Genomic DNA, 18,663 nt, shown 5'->3' on the forward strand with positions numbered 1-18,663 from the left:
CGGCGATGCCCCTTTCGTGGGACAGGCCCTACGGGAGGAGGACCGCGCCGACGCCGGGCACCGCATGGGCGCGGGCCTCGGCGAGCAGGCCCGCCGCCGCGGCGCACCCGTTCTCGCCGGTGCGGGACATGCGGGCGGCGATCAGTCCGGCCACGATCGGCGTGGCGAACGACGTGCCGCTCCACATCGCCATCCCGTGAAACTCCTCGACCCTCGGCTGCGGCAGCGTCGGCGGGATGTTGGGCGGCTCCTGGTAGGTGAACGTGCCGTCCGGGAACGCGTTGACCAGCTCGGTGCCGGGCGCGTACACGTCGACCCAGCCGCCGAAGTTGCTGTAGTCGGCCCGGCCGCGCCAGTCGGCGTCGAGCGCGCCGACCGAGACGGTGAACGGCGCCGCCGCCGGCCAGAAGAACTGCCGTTCCCCGTCGTTGCCGGCCGCCACCACCAGCGCGACCCCCTTGTGGTGGCGCAGCCGCCGCTCGCCCCAGACCTGGAAGGCGAGGAGCCCGCCAGCGTACGCGCGCGTGCCGGCGGACATGCTGATCACGTCGGGAAACTCGGTGGCGAGCGCGTGGTCGAGGTTTCGCACCAGCGTCGACTCCCACGTGCCGCCGCCCTGGCCGAAGAAGCTCAGCACGCGCACGTCGGCCCGGGGCGCCACCGACCGCACCAGCCCGGCGATGAAGGTGCCGTGCCCCGCGTACGGATCGAGGACGCGGTCCGGGCTCACCAGCGGATCGGGCTCGCCGGTGACGCCGTGCAGCCAGAACGGCGTGGCGCTCATCCCGGCGTCGAAGCCGGTGTCGACGACCACCACCTTGACGCCCGCCCCGGCCGAGGGGTCGGCGGCCACCGGCGGGTACGGCGCGCCGCCCGGCGCCACCGGCTCCGGCTCGGTCGCCGGGCAGGTGGCCGCGTCACCGGAGATGTGTACGGCATGGTCGGGGGCGGCCAGGCCGGCGCCGAGCCCGGCGATGTCGAACTCCTCGTGCCCGTCCCGGATCAGGTCGAGCGCGTCACGCGTCTCCAGGCCACGCAGCCGCACGAGGCGGACTCCGTCGACCACGTGCTCGACCGAGTCCCGCTCGCGCGGCGGGGAGCCGGTGCGTCCGCCCCGCCGGGCACCGACCCGCTCCTGGTAGCGGTCCAAAATGGACCGTACCGGGCCCAGTGCCTCCTCGCGGACGAGGATGCAGCCCTTGCGGTACAGGTACTGGATCTCCTCGGCCGGTCCACTCCGGACGATCCCCACCACGTCCGGGCCGCCCAACGCGCGTACCGCGTGGTCGGCCTGGATCTGTTCGGTCGATCTCAGCTCGCTTTCGGGCTTGTCAGCCACGGAATCCTCCCCGGTGTCCCCATCGCTTCCATGGAATTCCTACGATGTCCTGGTGGACGAGGCACTGCTCGCGCTAGCCGTGTCGCGGCCGGCCGACGCGATCGTCCGGGCCGGGCAGGTGCTCGCCACGCACCCCGACCCGACCACCGCCTCCATCGCGCATCAGGCGCGGGCGATCGTACTGCGCGACGCCGGCCGGGTCGATGAGGCCATCGCCGAACTGCGCGCGGCGCTCCGGGCCGCCCAGCGCTCCCCCTCGGCCGACCGGGCCGTCGACGTGCGGGCCACGCTCGGGGCGACGCTCGGGTTCGCCGGGCGTACGGCGCGAGGACTGGCCATGTTGGACACCGCCGTCGCGGGCTGCGCGGGCGGTGTCCTCGCCGGCCGCGTGCTGATGCGCCGGGCCAGCCTGTTGCGCGTGCTCGGGCGGTACGAGGAGGCACTCGCCGACCTGCGCCGCGCGATCGACCTGCTGCGCCGCGGCGGCGACCCGGTGTGGGAGGCCCGCTCGCGCACGCACCGCTTCCTGGTGTACGCCGCGCTGGGGCAGGCCGCCCGCGCCGACCGCGACCTCGCCACCGCCGAGCGCCTCCTGGCCGGCGCCGGGCAGGAGCTGGAGTCGGCGATGGCGGTGCACAACCGCGCCGACCTCGCCCTCCAGGGCGGCGACATCCCGCGGGCGCTGGGCTTCCTCGACGCGGCGGGCGAGCGCTACGCGGCGCTCGGCGTCACCCGCCCCAACCTCGCCATCGACCGGTGCGCGGTGCTGCTCGCGGCCGGCCTCGCGGGCGAGGCGTTCACCGTCGCCGACGAGGCGGTGCGGCGGGCCGGCACCGGCGGCGACCGCACCAAGGTCGCCGAGCTGCTCCTCACGGCCGCGCGGGCGGCACTCGCCGCGGGGCGCTTCCCGGAGGCGTCGAAACGGGCGGCGGCCGCCCGCGACCTCTTCCGCCGCCAGGGCCGGCGGTGGTGGCACGCCCGCGCGTCGTTCGTGGTGGCGCAGTCCCGGTACGCGGCCGGCGAGCGCGGCGCCCGCCTCCTGCGGCAGGCGGTCGAGCTGGCGCACCGGCTGGACGCGCTGCGGGCCGAGGAGGCGCCCGCCGCCCACCTGCTCGCCGGCCGGCTCGCCGCCGGGCTGGGCCGGGCGGCCGACGCCGAGCGGCACCTGGCACGCGCGGCCCGCTTCCGCCACATCGGCCCCACGTTCGGCCACGCGGCCGGCTGGCTCGCCCAGGCGCTGCGGGCACGGGGGCGGGGCGACACCGCCGCCGCGCTGGTCGCCTGCCGCCGAGGGCTGGTCGCCGCCGGCGAGCACCAGCGCACGCTCGGGGCGCCGGAGCTGCGCGCGCACGCCGCCGCGTACGGCACCGAGCTGGTCGCGATCGCGCTGCGGCACGCCGTCGAGCGAGGCGACGCTCGGATGCTGCTGCGGTGGACCGAGCGGTGGCGGGCCAGCGCGCTCGCCGTACCGCCGGCGCTCCCCCCGGACGACCCGGAGCTGGTCGCCGAGCTGGGGGCGCTGCGCGCGGTCGTACGCCGGCTGGAGGCGGCCCGCGCGGAGGGTGCGCCGACCGCGCGCCTCGACCACGAGCGGGGCGCGCTGGAGGCGTCGATCCGGGCGCGCACGCGGCGCGCGGCGGGCGACCCGGCCGGCGGTGGCTTCGCCGGCACCGACCTCGCGGCGCTCCTCGGCGGGCTGGGCGACCACCGGCTGGCCGAGCTGACCGCGGTCGACGGCGTCCTGTACGCCACCACGGTCGTCGGCCGGCGGGTCCGCACGCACCCCGTCGGGTCCCTCGCGGAGGCCGAGCGGGAGGTCGAGCTGGCCCGGTTCATGCTGCGGCGGCTGGCCCACGGGCGGGCGCCGCGCGGCGCGCTCGACCGCCTCGGCCTGGCCGGCGCGGCACTCCAGCGCGCGCTGCTCGGCCCCGCCGCGGCCGACCTGGCCGGCGCCGCGCCGGTGGTCGTCGTGCCGCCCGCGCAACTGCACGCGGTGCCGTGGGCGCTGCTCCCGGCGCTGCGCGGGACGCCGCTGGCGGTCGCCCCCTCCGCCGCCACCTGGCTGCGCGCCGGTGCCGTGCACGCGCCGCGCCGGCGCCGAGTGGCGCTGGTGGGCGGCCCGGGGCTGGACGCCAGCGCGGTCGAGCTGAAGCAGCTCGCCGCCGTCTACCCGGACGCGGTGGTGCTCGGCGAGGGCACCGCCACCGCCGCCGCGACCCTGGCCGCGCTGGACGGGGCGTGGACCGCGCACGTCGCCGCGCACGGCAGGTTTCACGGTGAGAACCCGCTCTTCTCCGCGCTGTCGCTGGACGACGGGCCACTGATGGTGCACGACCTGGGGCGGCTGCGCCGGGCGCCGCTGCGGCTGGTGCTCTCCGCCTGCGAGTCGGGCGTCGCCGGTGCGGTCAGCGCCGGCACGGTCGCCGCCGACGAGCTGCTCGGCATGGTCACCGCGCTGGTGCCGCTCGGCACGGCGAGCATCCTGGCCAGCGTGGTGCCGGTGCACGACGGTGCCACCGCCCCGCTGATGGTCGCCTTCCACGAGCGGCTGCACGCCGGCGCGTCGTTCGCCGAGGCGCTGCTCGCGGTGCGCGGGGCCGCCGGCGACGACCCGGTCACGGTCGCGACGGCCCTGTCCTTCCTCGCCCTGGGGCGCTGACCTCACACCCGCTCCCGCACCCCGCACGCGGCGCGGGCCGCGCGGGGGCACGGCTCATGGGACGAGCCACGCGGTGCGCACGAGGTGGCCGCCCTCCCCGCGGTAACGCAGCCGGATCGGGCCGGCGGGGACGAGGTCGACCACGAACCGGCCCAGCTCGTCGACGTCGACCTCGACACGGCCGCCGTCGCCGCCCTCCACGGCGCAGTCGGTGACCTCGTCGGTGAACTGGCCGATCACGCGCAGCCCGGAGCCGGACCTCCCGAGGTCGACGTCGACCTGCACGCCGCCGCCCTCGTAGGTGAGCAGCCGGCTCTCCGTCCCCGGGCCACGCACGGTCTCGAAGAGCAGGCCGGCGTCGACGTCGGCCGAGTCGGCGAGGAGCGTGGCCAGCTCGTGGTCGAGGTGGCGAGTGGCGATCGCCGCCCGGGCCGCCGCGATCACGCCCGGCGGCACCGGATCCACCTCGGCGGCGATCCGACGCAGGTCGGCCATGAGCGCGTCGTCGTCCCGCTCGGAGGCGCTGGGCTGTGTCGTCATGGCCATCCTCACGCGTTGCCGGGCGACGGGGCCTCGAAGGGATGCGCCCCGGTCAGCATGATCTTGCGAAGGTTGTCGAGGCAGCGGCGCCGCGTCGGGCCGATGCCGCCGACCGGCATGTCGAGCGCGGCGGAGACCTCCGCGTAGGACGGTGCCGGGTCGGCCATGAGCATCCGCAGCAGCGACTGGCAGCGCGGCCCGAGCCCGCGGAAGGCCCGCCACAGCGCGGCGTCGCGCTCCCGCCGCAGCAGCGCCTCGTCGAGCGCGGCCGTGTCGCCCTCGATCTGGTCCCAGTCCTCGGCGGCCACCACGCGCGAGCGGCGGCGCAGCACCGCGAGGCACTCCCGACGCATCGTGGTGGCGAGCCACGCGCCGACCCGCGCCGGGTCGCGCAGCTCGTCGAGCGCCTCGACCAGCCGCAGCCAGGTGGTCTGCACCGCGTCGGCCGCGTCCGCCTCGGAAAGCCGCATGCTCCGCGCCACCGCCCAGAGGAGGCTGACGTAGCGGTCGGTCAGCGCCGCCCACGCCTCGTTGTCGCCACCTCGCACCCGCTCGACGAGATCGCGCGCATCCGCCTCCGCCACTGGGTCCATCCCGTCCCCCCGGATCGCCGGACCCATTCTCGCGAACGGCCGACCGGCAAGTCCACGGCGCGCCCCGGGACGATGCTGATTGGACGGGATCGATTTTGGCATCACGCAGACATGAGCGTTTCGCACCTGCCGCTGATACGCCATGTCCGGTGTGCGATACCTCGCGGCAGTCGTTCTAGCACGCCAGATTTATCCCCCCAGGCCAGAAAGCCCGCGCCCCCGGAGCCCGCCGCCGGACCGCCCGCCCCGCGGCCGTCAGCGCTTGACCGCCTCGATCAGAAAACGGCGGCTCAGCGCCACGAACGACCCCTCCGCGCGGATCCGCTCGTGCAGGTCGCGGAGCTGGTCGCGGTACGCCTCGACGGTGAACCCGGGCACGGTCCAGATCACCTTCCGCAGGAAGTGCACGACCGCCCCGATGTCGAAGAACTCCGCCCGCAGCGCCACCTCGCGCAGGTCGACCACCGTCAGCCCGGCGGCCTCGGCGGCGGCCACCGCGCGTCCCGTGTCGCGGGCCGTACCGACCGGCACCGGGCCCATCATCGCCACGGTCAGCTCGCGCATCGTGCCGTTGCCGATCTGCTGGGACAGGTACGCCCCGCCGGGCCGCAGCACGCGGGCGATCTCGTCCCAGACCGTGAGGGTGGGGTGGCGGCTGACCGCCAGGTCGAACGTCCCGTCCGGAAACGGCAACGCCGCGTCGTCGGCCACCTCGTGCACGACGCCGCCCAGCGGGGCGAGGCGCTGCCGGGCCAGCGCCACGTTGGGCGGCCACGACTCGGTGGCGGCGAGCACCGGCGGCGGCGTGGGGATGGTGGCGAGCACCTCCCCGCCGCCGGTCTGCACGTCGAGCCCGGCGGCGGCCCCGGCCATCCGGCGACCGATCAGCCGGGCGTACCCCCAGGGCGGCCGCTCCTCGGTGGCCCGCCCCGCGAACCAGGCGAAGTCCCACCCCTCGACGGGCGCGCGGGCCCCCTCCTCGACCAACTCGTCGAACGTCGTCACCCGGACAGCCTGCCGGCCGGGCGCCCGCTCCGCCGCTCAATTACGCCCGGCCGCACCGGGCCGCACGAGCCTATGAGCGGACCAGCCGGGCGATGGCGTCGGACGCCTCGCGGATCTTCTCCTCGGCCTCGGGGCCACCGGACGCCGCCGCCTGCGCGACGCAGTGGCTCAGGTGCTCTTCGAGCAGCCCGAGCGCGACCGACTGGAGTGCCTTCGTCATCGCCGACACCTGGGTCAGGATGTCGATGCAGTACTTCTCCTCCTCGACCATCCGCTGCAGCCCGCGCGCCTGACCCTCGATGCGCCGCAGCCGCTTCAGGTAGTCGTCCTTCTGGTGGATGTAGCCGTGGTGTGCGTGAGTGTCGTCCATGTCATCCTCTCCCGGCCACCCATCGTACTCGCCCCAGATACCCTAGGGGGGTATAGTACAGGCATGGACCACGGCCACGGAGACCACAACCAGGAGCATCACGGCGGGCACGGTCACGACAAGCACGCGGGGCACGACCCGGAGATGTTCCGCCGCAAATTCTGGCTGAGCCTCGCGCTCACCGTGCCGGTCGTGCTGACCAGCGAGATGGTCATGGACTGGTTCGGCTACACGCTCGACTTCCCCGGCGTCGGCTGGGTCGGCCCCGTCCTCGGCTCGTTCGTCTTCTTCTACGGCGGCTGGCCGTTCCTGGTCGGCGGCGTGCGCGAGCTCCGCGACCGCGCGCCCGGCATGATGCTGCTGATCTCGATGGCGATCGCCGTGGCGTACGTGGCCTCGATCGCCACCGCGCTCGGCGCCTTCGACCTGGACTTCTGGTGGGAGCTGGCCGCGCTCGTCACGATCATGCTGCTCGGCCACTGGCAGGAGATGAAGGCGATCGGCCAGGCCCAGGGCGCGCTCTCGGCACTGGCCGCGCTGCTGCCCGACGAGGCGGAGCTGGCCAGCGGGGAGAAGGTGTCCACGTCCCGGCTCCAGCCCGGCGACGTCGTGCTGGTCCGCTCCGGCGGCCGGGTCCCCGCCGACGGCCGGATCGTCGACGGCGCCGCCGAGCTGGACGAGGCGATGATCACCGGCGAGTCCCGCCCGGTGCCCCGGCAGGTGGGCGACCGGGTCGTCGCCGGCACGGTCGCCACCGACTCGGCCATCCGCGTGCGGGTCGACGCCGTCGGCGAGGACACCGCGCTCGCCGGCATCCAGCGCCTGGTCGCCCAGGCGCAGTCGTCGGCCGGGCGGGCGCAGGTGCTGGCCGACCGGTTCGCGGCGATGCTCTTCTACGTCGCGACCGCCGCGGGCGTGCTCACGTTCGCGGCGTGGTGGGTCTCCGGCGACCTGGACGAGGCGGTCGTCCGCACGGTGACGGTCCTTGTCATCGCCTGCCCGCACGCCCTCGGCCTGGCCATCCCCCTGGTGATCGCCCTCTCCACGGCGGTCTCCGCCAAGGCCGGCATCCTGGTCAAGGACCGGCTCGCGCTGGAGCGGATGCGCACGGTCGACGCGGTGCTCTTCGACAAGACCGGCACGCTCACCCGGGGCGCGCACAAGGTCACCGGCGTCGCCGCCACCGCCGGCGCCGGCCGCGACGACGTGCTCCGGCTGGCCGCCGGGGTCGAGGCCGACAGCGAGCATCCACTCGCCCGCGCCATCGTCGCCGCCGCCGACCGTCCCGCGCCGGCCAGCGACTTCCGCTCCCTCACCGGGCGGGGCGTGCGGGCCACGATCGACGGCACCGGATACGCGGTGGGCGGCCCGGCCCTGCTCAGAGAGCTGGGCGCGGCGGTCCCCGACGACCTCACCGCAGAGGCCGAGAAGTGGGCCCGCCGGGGCGCGGCCGTGCTGCACCTCGTCCGCCTCGACGGCCCCGAGCCGCGCGTGGTCGGCGCGCTCGCGCTGGAGGACGAGGTACGCCCCGAGGCGCGGGAGGCCATCGCCCAGCTCCGCCGGGAGGGCGTCCGCAAGGTCGCGATGATCACCGGCGACGCCCGCGCGGTGGCCGAGTCGGTCGGCGATGCGCTGGGGCTGGACGAGGTCTTCGCCGAGGTGCTCCCGGCCGACAAGGACCGCGCGGTCGCCGAGCTCCAGGAGCGTGGCAACCGTGTGGCGATGGTCGGCGACGGGGTCAACGACGCGCCCGCCCTGGCCCGCGCCGACGTGGGCATCGCGATCGGCGCCGGCACCGACGTGGCCATCGAGTCGGCCGGTGTGGTGCTCGCCTCGTCCGACCCGCGCGGGGTCACCGGCGTGATCCGGCTCTCCCGGGCCTCGTACCGCAAGATGGTGCAGAACCTCGCCTGGGCCGCCGGCTACAACGTCGTGGCGATCCCGCTCGCGGCCGGCGTGCTGGGCTGGGCCGGGCTCACGCTCAGCCCGGCAGTTGGAGCGGTGCTGATGAGTGCCTCCACCATCGTGGTCGCGCTCAACGCCCAGCTCCTTCGCCGCGTGACGCTGACCCCCGAGTAGCGCGCGGCGCGAAAAACTCTGGGCTACCGCGATGCCCGTCGTGCTCCAGACCGCCGCTCCCGCGGCCTCACCCTCCGCGGCCCACGATCCGCCCGGGCGCGTAACAGCAAAATCACGGACTTTGCTGCCTCCTCGCGACGGGAGGCAGCAAAGTCAGGGAAATTGTCGAGATCTCAGCGGCTCAGCCGCTGGTAGCGCCGCACCGCCAGCGGGGCGAAGATCGCGATGAGCAGCACCGGCCACAGGATCGCCAGCAGCAGCGGGTTCTGCGCGACCCACGAGTCGCCGCCCGTGCCCGGGTTGCCGAAGAGCTCCCGGATGGCCGCGACGGTGGCGGAGAGCGGGTTCCACGACGAGATCGCGCCGAGCCAGTCCGGCATCAGCTCGGGCGACACGAACACGTTGGAGAGCGCCGTCAGCGGGAACGCGACCGGGAAGACGATCACCGCGACCGTGTCCGGGTTGGGCACGATCAGTCCAAAGTAGATGCCGACCCAGGTCAGCGCGAACCGGAGCAGCAGTACCAGCCCCACCGCGGCGAGCGCGTCGAGGACGCCGTTGCGCCACTGCCAGCCGACCAGCAGACCGCACACGATCAGCGTGGCCATCTCCAGTACCGCGCGGAGCAGGTCGGCCCCGCTGCGCCCGACCAGCAGCGCCGAGCGGGCCATGTCGATGGAGCGGAAGCGGTCCACCACGCCCCGGCTGACGTCAACGGCGATGCCGGTGGCGGTCGCGCCGAGGCCGTACAGCATGGTCATCACGAAGACGCCGGGCAGCAGGTACTCCCGGTAGTTGCCGCCGCCGGGGATGGCCATGCCGCTGCCGAAGACGTACCCGAAGACGAGCACGAACATGATCGGCAGGCTGAAGTAGATGACGATCTCCTCGGGGGCGCGCACCACGTGCGCCATGTTGCGGCGGGTCATCGTCCACCCGTCCGCCAGTCCCCAGCGCAGCGACGTCACTGTCCCGCCCCCTCACTCGCGCGATGTCCGGTGATCTGGAGGAACGCCTCGTCGAGCGTCGGCCGCCGTACCCCGATGTCCTCGACCGTGATGCGCTCGGCCTGGAGGGCCGCCATGACCTCGCCGAGGGCGGCGACCCGGTCCAGGACCGGCGCGCTCACCTTGCGCACGTCCTCGTCGATCTCCGGGCGGGCGGTGCTGGCGCGGCCGACGAGCCGGGCCGTGTCGCCCAGGTCCGCCGCGTCCCGCACGACCACCTCGATGCGGTCCGCGCCGATCTTGCTCTTCAGCTCGTCGGAGGTACCCTCGGCGACCACCTGCCCGTGGTCGACCACGGAGATGCGGTCGGCGAGATGGTCCGCCTCCTCCAGGTACTGCGTGGTCAGCAGCACCGTCGTCCCGCCCGCCACCAGCTCGCGCACCGCGTCCCAGAGCTGGTTGCGGCTGCGCGGGTCGAGCCCGGTGGTCGGCTCGTCCAGGAAGAGCACCTGCGGCGTACGGATGAGGCTGGCCGCCAGGTCGAGCCGGCGCCGCATGCCGCCGGAGTAGTCCTTGGCCGACTTGTCCGCCGCGTCCACCAGCCCGAACCGCTCCAGCAGCTCGTCCGCCCGCCGCTTCGCCGCGCTCGGCCGCAGGTGGTGGAGGCGGCCGAAGAGGATCAGGTTCTGGCGGCCGGAGAGGATGTCGTCGACCGCCGCGTACTGGCCGGTGAGCCCGATCGCGCCGCGTACCCGCTCGGGCTGGCGTGCCACGTCGTGGCCGGCGACCCACGCCCGCCCGCTGTCGAGGCGGACCAGCGTGGAGAGGACCCGTACGGCGGTGGTCTTGCCGGCGCCGTTCGGGCCGAGGATCCCGCACACCGTGCCGGCCGGCACGGTGAGGTGGAACCCGTCCAGGGCGTTGGTCGCGCCGTACCGCTTGCGCAGGTCCTCGGCGACCACCGCGGGGGGTTGTGTCGTCATGCCGCAACGGTGCCGGGCGGCGCTGACCGCCCACGCACCGTCCGCTGACGGGGCCGTCAGCGGGCGGACAGCGCCGCCATCGCCTCCGCCCGCGTCATCGCCGCGCCCTTCGCCACCGCCGCCGCGTGGTCGGCGCCGGCCCGGGCGCGGGCCTCCTCCACCGGCAGCAGATCCAGGGCCGCCGCCGCGCCGAGCAGCAGCGCCGCCCGCTCGCCGGTGGAGAGCCGGACCAGGCCGTCGACCGCGTCGGCGAGCGTGGGCAGCGCGCGGATGCCGGCGGTGCCGGCCACCGCCCGGCGGTACCAGTCGCCGGCGGCCGCCGCGTCGCCCTCCGCCTCGCTGATCCCGCCGAGCGCCAGCAGCACCCCGAACCGGGTCGCGTCGGCGCTGAACCAGCCGCTCGGGCACTCGGCGAGCGCCTGCTCGCACCACCGCCGGGCGGTCGCGAGGTCGCCCGCGTGGCGGGCCACCTCGGCCAGCCCCAGGTGCGCGGCGGCCACCGACTCGGTCGCGCCGGCCCGACGGGCGAGCGCGGCCGCACGCTCGAAGTCGGCCCGCGCGCCCTCGCGGTCGTCGGCGGCGAGCCGCCCGTCGCCACGGGTACGCAGCAGGTCGGCGATGTCGACGGCCGAGCCCAGCTCCTCGGCGAGGCGCAGCGCCTCGCTCATCGGCGCGGCGGCGGCCGCGTGGTCGCCGCGCATGTCGGCGAACTCGGCCGTGGCCGACAGCGCCAGCATCATGCCCCACCGCTCGCCCAGCGCCCGGAAGTGGGCGAGCGACGTGGCGACCTCCACCTCCGCCTCCGCCCTGCGCTGGTGGAACAGGAGCATCAGCCCCACGCCGAGCGCGCCGAGCGCGTGGATCCACGGGTCGCGGCCGAAGATGTCGCCCCACCGCTCGACCATCTCGGGGACGGAGAGCGGCCCGCCCTCGGGCGGACCGGTGGTCATGGCGGAGAGGTACAGCACGAACGGCTGCCGCGGCGGCCCGTGCAGCGCCGGCATGATCACCTCGGTGGCCCACAGGCCCAGCGGCGCGTCCGGCTCGGCCGTGCCGCCGAGGTGGGCGGTGATGCCGCAGATCGCGTACTCCTCCAGCAGCCCCTCCGGCGCCTCCGGCCCGACCGCCGCGAGCAGCCGCGCGGCGAGCACCGCCCCCTCGGTGCGCAGGCCGCGCAGCCACCAGTAGAAGGAGAGCGCGGAGAGCAGGCGCATGCCCGTGGACGGGTCGTCGTCGACCGCGCGGCGCAGCGCGGCGTGCAGGTTGTCCCGCTCGCCGTCGAGCCGGCGCAGCCACTCCAGCTGCTCCGCGCGGCGCAGGTGGGGGTCGGCGGTGCGGGCCAGGTCCAGGAAGTACGCGCCGTGCGCCCGCCGCAGCTCCGCCGCCTCCCCGGCCTCGGCCAGCCGCTCGGCGCAGAAGGCGCGCACGGTCTCCAGCATCCGGTACCGCCCGCCGGCCGCGACCACCAGAGACTTGTCGACGAGGCTCGCCAGCACGTCGATGTCGGCACCACAGACCCGCTCGACGGCGTCGAGCGTGGCCCCGCCGGCGAACACGGTCAGCCGCCGGGCGAGCCGCCGCTCCGCCTCGTCAAGCAGGTCCCAGCTCCACTCCACCACCGCGCGGAGGGTCTGGTGACGGGGCCGCGCGGCGCGGCTGCCCCGGGTGAGCAGCCGGAACCGGTCGTCGAGACGGGCCGCGACCTCCGCGAGCGGCAGCGCCCGCAGGCGCGCCGCGGCCAGCTCGATGGCGAGGGGCAGGCCGTCGAGGGTACGGCAGACGCGCAGCACATCGTCCACAGTGGAGTCATCGAGCGCGAAGCCGGGCACGGCGTCGGCGGCCCGGTCGGCGAAGAGGCGCACCGCGGCGTACGCCCCTCCCGCCATCGCCACGGCCGCGTCGTCTTCCGCCGGCGCGCCCGCCGGCGGGACCGGCAGCCCGAGCACCGGGCAGAGCGCCTCACCGGTCAGCCCCAGCGGCTCGCGGCTGGTGGCGAGCAGGCGTACGCCCGGCGCGGCGGCCAGCAGCCGGGCGGCGAGCCGGGCCGCCTCCTCCACGACGTGCTCGCAGTTGTCCAGCACGATCAGCAGCCGGCGGTCGGCGAGCGCGGCGACCAGCCGCTCGGTGACGTCGCGCGGATCGGCCGGCCCGCGCAGCCCCGCCTCCCGAAGCCCGAGCGCGCCGAGCACCGCCCGCGGCACGTCGCCGCCGCGCTCGTCGCCGCTCTCCGTAGAACGGCTCCTGACCCCGGCCGGGGCGAGCGCGGCCAGGTCGACGAAGACCACCTCGCCCTCCTGCCGCCCCGCCGCCTCCACGGCCAGCCGGGTCTTGCCCGCGCCGCCCGGACCGTGCAACGTCACCAGCCGCGCCTCGCCGAGCAGCTTGCCGACCCGGCGCAGCTCCTCGTCGCGCCCCACGAAGCTGGTGAACTGGCCGGGCAGCCCTGGCGGCCGGGCCACCTCGTCGCGCAGGATGGCGACGTGCAGCGCGGCCATCTCCGGCGAGGGGTCGGTGCCCAGCTCGTCGGCGAAGACCCGGCGCGCCTCCTCGTACGCCGCCAGCGCCTCCGCCGGCCGGCCCGCCGCGTACAGCGCGCGCATCAGCTGCGCCCTCGGCCGCTCCCGCAGCGGATGCGCGCCGACCAGGTCGCGCAGCTCGGCGACCTCCTGCCCCGAGCCGGCCCCGAGCCCCAGCTCGGCGTCGATCCGGTCTTCCACGGCGGTCAGCCGCAGCTCCTCGATGCGGGCCGCCCGCGCGGCGGCGTGCGGCGCGTCGACCAGCGCCGGGCCCCGCCACAGGTCGAGGGCCTCGCGCAGGGTCGCGGCCGCCCCGGCCAGGTCGCCCGCGCCGAGCGCCCGCTGCCCCTCGGCGGCCAACCGGACGAACCGGTGCGCGTCGACCTCGTCCGGCTCCACCGCGAGCCGGTAGCCGGCGGGGTGGAACTCGATCGGCGCGTACTCCCCCAGGGTCTGGCGCAGCCGGGAAATCTGGGACTGGAGGGCGTTGGCGGCGCCGGCGGGCGGGCTGTCCCCGTACAGGCCGTCGATCAGCCGCTCGGCCGGCACGATCCGCCCCGCGTCGAGCAGCAGGAGCACGAGCAGCGCCCGGGCGCGCGGACCGCCGACGGGGAGCGCCACCCCGCCCGCGCCGAGCACCTGCACCGCCCCGAGCACCCCGTACCGCACGGGTACATCCTCCCCCACGCCCGATCCGCCCAGGCGGTGGCGCGCGCCGGGCGGCGCTCAGACGAGGGCGGGCACGCGGGCGGCCGGGCGGGCGGTGTTGAGCGTACGCAGCACCCGCGTGCGCTGGTCGATGTCGGCGACCGTCACGAGCAGGCAGCCGGGGCGGCTCATCACGCCGGCGGTCACGCCGAGCAGGCGGGCCGCGCGCACCAGCACCGCGGCCATCTCCTGGTCGCCGAGGCGTACCCCCAGGGAGTCGGCGCGGAGACGGCGGCCGCCGGCGAGCAGCGCGGCCCGCCAGGCGGCCCGGGCCAGGGTCACGCGCTGGGCGTTCCGCGGCGACGAGGGGCCGATCGGGTCGGTGCCGAGCAGCGCGCGGCGGCCCTGGCGCCAGGCGGTGGCGAGCAGCCGGTGCGTGCCGTCCCGCTCGGCCGCCGGTACGACCACGCGCTGCACCTGGTAGCGACGCCGCCCGCCCCCCGTCGTAACCTCGTGCCCGGCGGCGAAGCCCAGGTCGCCCAGGAGCGTGGCGAGGCGCCTGGCCGCCTCCTCGTGGTCGAACTCGGCGACTGCGGGCGGCACCAGCGGCGCCATCGTCAGGCCGGTACGCCACTCGGGGCGCCGCCGGCCGGGCACGCGGCTGACGTCGGTGCACTGGATGAGGCTGGTGGCCTCGAAGGCGGCGGGCAGCACGTCCACGGGGACGACGGCATCGAGCGGTGTTTGTGCCGCGCGTACCCGATCGTCGATCATCAGCCCATCCCCTTCCCCGCCGTTACGCGACTACCGTCGCTGATCCGCCCGTTCGGCCGGTACACCGGCGAGGAACACTTGAGGGAAACTTGCGCGGACCGGACCGAAGTGCATACGGGCCACACCGTCGAGAGGGACGCGGGGTGACCTCCCAGACACAGCCTCTCCGGCGTCGCCGTGTGGCACGCCGCACTCTGTTGTCGGGGCTGTCCGCCTTCGCCGCCACGGCGCTCACGGGCTGTGTGGGCGGCAGTCCGGAAAAGCGACACATCCGCATCGCCACGGGCAGTCCCACCGCCGTCTACTACGCGGTCGGCACCGCCCTGGCCGGCATCATCGAGCAGGAGCTGCCGGGCGTCGAGGCGACCACGATGGTGACCGCCGCGTCCGCCGAAAACGTAGAGCTGATCAGCAACGACCAGGCGGAGATAGGTTTCACACAGGCCGACATCCTGGTGACCGGCACCACGCCCGACCCGCGGATCGCCGCGCTCGCCCGGGTCTACGACGACCTGCTCCACCTGGTCGTGCGCGACGACAGCCCGATCAAGTCCCTCGACCACCTGCGCGGCCGGCGCGTGTCGGTGGGCGCGTCCGGCTCCGGCACCGGCGTGACGGTCGGGCGGCTGCTCACGGTGGCGGGCATGGGCCAGCCCGGCGTCGTCACGCAGGAGAAGCTCAACCTCGACGACTCGCTCCGGGCCCTCTCGACCGGCGGCATCGACGCGTTCTTCTTCTCCGGCGGTCTGCCGGTGACCGGCATCAAGCAGCTCAGCGGCAATACCCGCACGCGGATCGTCGACCTCGCCAAGTGGGTCAGCGCGATGCGCAAGGAGTACAGCGACGTGTACGTGGTGCGCGACGTGCCGGCCTCCACCTACCAGCTGCCGCCGGTCTCCACGCTCGCGGTGCCCAACTTCCTCGTTGTGCCCCGCTCGATGGCCGACGACCTCGCCTTCGACCTGGCCCGCATGCTGCTGGAGCGGCGCGACGTGCTGGCCGTGGCGCACCCCGCGGCGGAGCGGCTCGACATCCGCTCGGCGGTCGCCACGCTGCCCGTGCCGCTGCATCCCGGCGCGGCCGACTACTTCAAGTCGGTCAAACCGTAGCCCGGTCCGCGGGAGCGCCGGGCGCGGGCTCCGGCCGCGGGGCGGGCGCCGGTGCCGCCGGAAACCACATCCGCGCCTCCAGCCCGTGCGGCCGCGCCGGGCCGAGCGTGAGGCGCCCGCCGGACGCCTCCACGAGCACGGTCACGATCGGCAGGCCGAGCCCGGCGCCCTCCACGTTCTGCGCGTCGGGCGCCCGCCAGAAGCGCTCGGTGGCGAGCTGGTACTGCTCCTCGGTCATGCCGCAGCCGTTGTCGCGTACGACCACCTCGACCCCGCCCTCGCGGGCGGCGACCTCGATCTCGACCCGCCCGCCGGTGGGCGTGAACTTCAGCGCGTTGTCGATGAGCGCGTCCAGCGACTGGTCGAGCGCGGTGGCGACGTGGCGGGTGTACAGCGGCCGGTCGGGCACGAGCGTGACCAGGTCGACGCCGCGCCGCTCGGTCATCGGCCGCCAGGCCAGCCACCGGTCGCGCGCGACCTCGACCGCGTCGACCACCTCGTCCCGCTTCTGCCCCCGCTCGGCGCGGGCCAGCGCGAGCAGGCCGTCGAGCACGTCGGCCAGCCGGTCGGTCTCGGCAAGCGCGATCTCGTGGTCGGCGCGGGCGGTCTCGTCGTCGACGAGGTTGGTGCCCAGGTCCTCCACGCGTAGCCGCAGCACGGTGAGCGGGTTACGGAGCTGGTGGCTGGCGTGCGCGACGAAGGAGCGCTGCCGTTCGAGCGACTCGGCGACCGCGTCCGCCATCTCGTTGAAGCTGGCGGACATCCGTCTCAGCTCGGGCGGGCCGTGCTCGGGCTGCACACGCGCGAGGCTGTCGCCGGCCGCGATCTCGTGCGCGACCGCGTCGAGCCGGATCACCGGTCTCAGTACCCAGCCGGCCATCCGCAGCGCGGTGACCACGCAGGCGACGACCGCGAGCAGGCCGAGCAGCCCCAGCTCCAGCCACGACGAGATCACCGCGTGCCGGTTGCGGCTGGTGGGCGAGATCGTGACGACCGTGCCGAGGACGGCGCTCCCGTCGTTGACCGGCACCGCGACGATCAGCGGCTCGGGCGACCAGGGCCAGAGCGTCGTCGGCGAGCCCACCTGGCGGCCGGCGAGCGCGCCGCGGATCGCCGGCTCCATCCGGTCGTCGGCCGGCAGCGGCCCGCCGAAGACGCTCTTGACCCCCTGGTCCTGGTCGAGCAGCACGGACGCGATGCCGTACAGCTCGTGGTAGCGGCGCAGCTCGGCCTTCACCTGGTCGAACTCGTCGTTGCGCAGGGCCGGAGCGGCCAGCGCGGCGAACCGGGTCGCGTCGGCGAGACGGTCGGCCATCACCCGCTGCGTCTCGCGGTTGGTCAGCGAGACGGCGAGCGGCACCTCGAGCGCGAGCAGCACCATGCAGAGGAGCAGCACGTACGTGCTCACGAGTCGCCGGCGCACAACCCCCCGCCCTGCCTACTCGGTGGTGCGCAGGCGGTAGCCGACGCCCCGCACGGTCTGCACCAGGTTTGGCTCGCCGAGCTTGGCCCGCAGGGATGCCACGTGCACCTCGAGCGTGTGCCGGCCGGACCAGGTGGTCTGCCAGACGTCGAGCAGGATGCGCTCGCGGGTGACGGCGACGCCGGGCTGGCGGGCGAGCGAGGCGAGGATGTCGAACTCCTTGCGGGTCAGGCTCACCGCCCGCTCGCGCAGGTGCACCGTGCGGGCGGAGTGGTCGATCCGCAGCGGCCCGACCTCGACCACCTCGCGCGGCGGCGTGTGGCGGGCGGCCCGGCGCAGCAGCGCCTCGATGCGGGCCTGGAGCTCGGCCATCGAGAACGGCTTGACCACGTAGTCGTCGGCGCCCACGCGCAGGCCGTTGACCCGGTCGCGCTCCTCGGCGCGGGCGGTGACCGCGATGATGCCGAGGTGCTCGCTGCGGGCGCGCAGCGCGCGGCACACGTCGACGCCGTCGCCGTCGGGCAGGTTGAGGTCGAGCAGGACGAGGTCGCACGGGGCGGCGGCCAACGCCGCGGTGGCGGTCGCGGCGTGCTCCACCTCGTAGCCGCGCCGTTGCAGCATCGACGTCATGACCGCCGTCACACGGCGGTCATCCTCCACGAGGAGAATCCGCATCGGCTTCCGCCCATCGCCCGTCACGTGCTCACGACTCTCGTTCGGCCTCCCCTTGCGGTGAGGGGTGGGCGCACACCGCGCGGTCCAGGCCGACGAGACTCGTCCCGACCGGCCGGAATCTAGCTCATGAGTGTTTCGGGGGGAGGTGTGCACCCGCCTGCATCCTGGGCGCCACGCTAGCCGACCGGCCCGGCCCGCTCCCGGCAAGGTAGGTCACGGGAAGATAACGGGGGCAGGGCTATCGCGGCGCGTCTCCGATCGGATAAAGTTCAGCCGACTAGCCGGGCGATCCACCATCCTGGATGGAATGTGATGTCGAGTGCCCCGCTTGCCTGTCATCTTCCTCGCGGTCCTGGTCGCCGGGATCGTCGTCCCCGCCGCCCCGGCGTCCGCCGAGGTCACCTTCACCAGCACGGTCGTCAACCACGCCGCCGGCACGTGCGCCGAGGTGCCCGGCGGCGCCTCGACCAGCGCGCTCCAGCTCGGCCAGGCCGCCTGCGGCGCCGGCGCGCGCCAGACGTTCACGTTCACACCCGTGGCCGGGGTCGCCGCCACGTACACGATCCGCACGCTCACGGCCGGCAGCTGCGTCGACGTGACCGGCGCGTCCAGCGCGGACAACGCCACCGTCATCCAGTACGCCTGCCACACCGGCACCAATCAGCGGTTCCGGCTCCAGCAGACGTCCGGCGCGTTCCAGATCGTCGCGACCCACTCCGGCAAGTGCGTCGCCCCGGCGACCGACAACCGCCTGGTGCAACTGCCGTGCGCCACGGCCGCCGCCCGCCTGTGGCGCCTGCCCGGCTACACCGACGGGGGTACGGGCACGCGTACCTTCACGAATCCGATCAAGTTGCGTGGTCCGGATCCGTGGTTGACGCATTACAACGGCTACTACTACCTGGCCACGACGACGTGGAACAACACGATCACGATGCGGCGTTCACGGACGTTGGGGGGTTTGGCGTCCGCGCCGGACACGTTGTTGTTCACGCTGACCCGG

15 protein-coding genes are annotated in these 18,663 nt (G+C 75.1%); 4 read left to right on the forward strand and 11 right to left on the reverse strand.

Annotated elements, in window-relative coordinates:
* Positions 1-28 precede the first annotated feature (28 nt).
* The gene (locus tag ACFFIA_RS17280; RefSeq protein ID WP_377252125.1) at positions 29-1,339 is read right to left on the reverse strand and encodes a S8/S53 family peptidase; all 1,311 of its coding nucleotides are present in this window, start codon (positions 1,337-1,339) and stop codon (positions 29-31) included.
* 52 nt (positions 1,340-1,391) lie between these two features.
* Between ACFFIA_RS17280 and ACFFIA_RS17285 the strand changes: the two genes are divergently transcribed.
* Positions 1,392-3,998 (forward strand): CHAT domain-containing protein, encoded by a 2,607-nt coding sequence (locus tag ACFFIA_RS17285; protein ID WP_377252128.1) that lies wholly within the window; start codon positions 1,392-1,394, stop codon positions 3,996-3,998.
* 54 nt (positions 3,999-4,052) lie between these two features.
* Here the strand turns inward: ACFFIA_RS17285 and ACFFIA_RS17290 are convergent, their stop codons facing one another.
* From ACFFIA_RS17290 to ACFFIA_RS17305, 4 genes are all read right to left on the reverse strand, one after another.
* The gene (locus ACFFIA_RS17290; protein WP_377252130.1) at positions 4,053-4,538 is read right to left on the reverse strand and encodes a hypothetical protein; all 486 of its coding nucleotides are present in this window, start codon (positions 4,536-4,538) and stop codon (positions 4,053-4,055) included.
* Between the two features lie 8 nt (positions 4,539-4,546).
* On the reverse strand, positions 4,547-5,122 hold the full coding sequence (locus ACFFIA_RS17295) for an RNA polymerase sigma factor (RefSeq protein WP_377252132.1): 576 nt from the start codon (positions 5,120-5,122) through the stop codon (positions 4,547-4,549).
* A gap of 264 nt (positions 5,123-5,386) precedes the next feature.
* Positions 5,387-6,136 carry a class I SAM-dependent methyltransferase gene (locus ACFFIA_RS17300; RefSeq protein WP_377252134.1) on the reverse strand — a complete coding sequence of 250 codons (750 nt, stop codon included), beginning with the start codon at positions 6,134-6,136 and terminating at the stop codon, positions 5,387-5,389.
* A 70-nt stretch (positions 6,137-6,206) separates the two neighbouring features.
* On the reverse strand, positions 6,207-6,506 hold the full coding sequence (locus ACFFIA_RS17305; protein WP_377252136.1) for a metal-sensitive transcriptional regulator: 300 nt from the start codon (positions 6,504-6,506) through the stop codon (positions 6,207-6,209).
* A 63-nt stretch (positions 6,507-6,569) separates the two neighbouring features.
* Here ACFFIA_RS17305 and ACFFIA_RS17310 point away from each other — a divergent pair, with 63 nt between their 5' ends.
* Entirely contained in the window at positions 6,570-8,585 is a 2,016-nt protein-coding gene (locus ACFFIA_RS17310; RefSeq protein ID WP_377252138.1) for a copper-translocating P-type ATPase, read from the forward strand.
* 173 nt (positions 8,586-8,758) lie between these two features.
* Here ACFFIA_RS17310 and ACFFIA_RS17315 read toward each other — a convergent pair whose 3' ends face one another.
* Genes ACFFIA_RS17315 through ACFFIA_RS17330 form a run of 4 tightly spaced genes read right to left on the reverse strand, consistent with a single transcriptional unit; the run spans position 8,759 to position 14,453 of the window.
* Positions 8,759-9,514, reverse strand: coding sequence for an ABC transporter permease (locus tag ACFFIA_RS17315; RefSeq protein WP_377252140.1), 756 nt, complete (start codon positions 9,512-9,514; stop codon positions 8,759-8,761).
* A gap of 35 nt (positions 9,515-9,549) precedes the next feature.
* Complete coding sequence (locus ACFFIA_RS17320; RefSeq protein WP_377252142.1) at positions 9,550-10,515, reverse strand: ATP-binding cassette domain-containing protein; 966 nt, start codon at positions 10,513-10,515, stop codon at positions 9,550-9,552.
* Positions 10,516-10,571: 56 nt separating this feature from the next.
* Positions 10,572-13,700: an AfsR/SARP family transcriptional regulator gene (locus ACFFIA_RS17325; protein WP_377252144.1), complete on the reverse strand. Its 3,129-nt coding sequence runs from the start codon at positions 13,698-13,700 to the stop codon at positions 10,572-10,574.
* 57 nt (positions 13,701-13,757) lie between these two features.
* Positions 13,758-14,453, reverse strand: a complete 696-nt coding sequence (locus tag ACFFIA_RS17330; RefSeq protein ID WP_377252146.1) for a hypothetical protein — start codon at positions 14,451-14,453, stop codon at positions 13,758-13,760.
* A gap of 179 nt (positions 14,454-14,632) precedes the next feature.
* Between ACFFIA_RS17330 and ACFFIA_RS17335 the strand changes: the two genes are divergently transcribed.
* Positions 14,633-15,562, forward strand: a complete 930-nt coding sequence (locus tag ACFFIA_RS17335) for a TAXI family TRAP transporter solute-binding subunit (RefSeq protein ID WP_377252148.1) — start codon at positions 14,633-14,635, stop codon at positions 15,560-15,562.
* Here ACFFIA_RS17335 and ACFFIA_RS17340 read toward each other — a convergent pair.
* Positions 15,552-16,985, reverse strand: coding sequence for a sensor histidine kinase (locus tag ACFFIA_RS17340; protein ID WP_377252151.1), 1,434 nt, complete (start codon positions 16,983-16,985; stop codon positions 15,552-15,554). The genes ACFFIA_RS17335 and ACFFIA_RS17340 overlap by 11 nt on opposite strands.
* Before the next feature lie 15 nt (positions 16,986-17,000).
* Positions 17,001-17,660: a response regulator transcription factor gene (locus ACFFIA_RS17345; RefSeq protein WP_377252154.1), complete on the reverse strand. Its 660-nt coding sequence runs from the start codon at positions 17,658-17,660 to the stop codon at positions 17,001-17,003.
* 319 nt (positions 17,661-17,979) lie between these two features.
* Between ACFFIA_RS17345 and ACFFIA_RS17350 the strand changes: the two genes are divergently transcribed.
* The coding region (locus ACFFIA_RS17350) for an RICIN domain-containing protein (protein WP_377252156.1) at positions 17,980-18,663 on the forward strand (684 nt) is incomplete at its 3' end.

Origin of the sequence: Phytohabitans kaempferiae, assembly GCF_042433955.1 — a bacterium.
Lineage (GTDB): Bacteria > Actinomycetota > Actinomycetes > Mycobacteriales > Micromonosporaceae > Phytohabitans > Phytohabitans kaempferiae.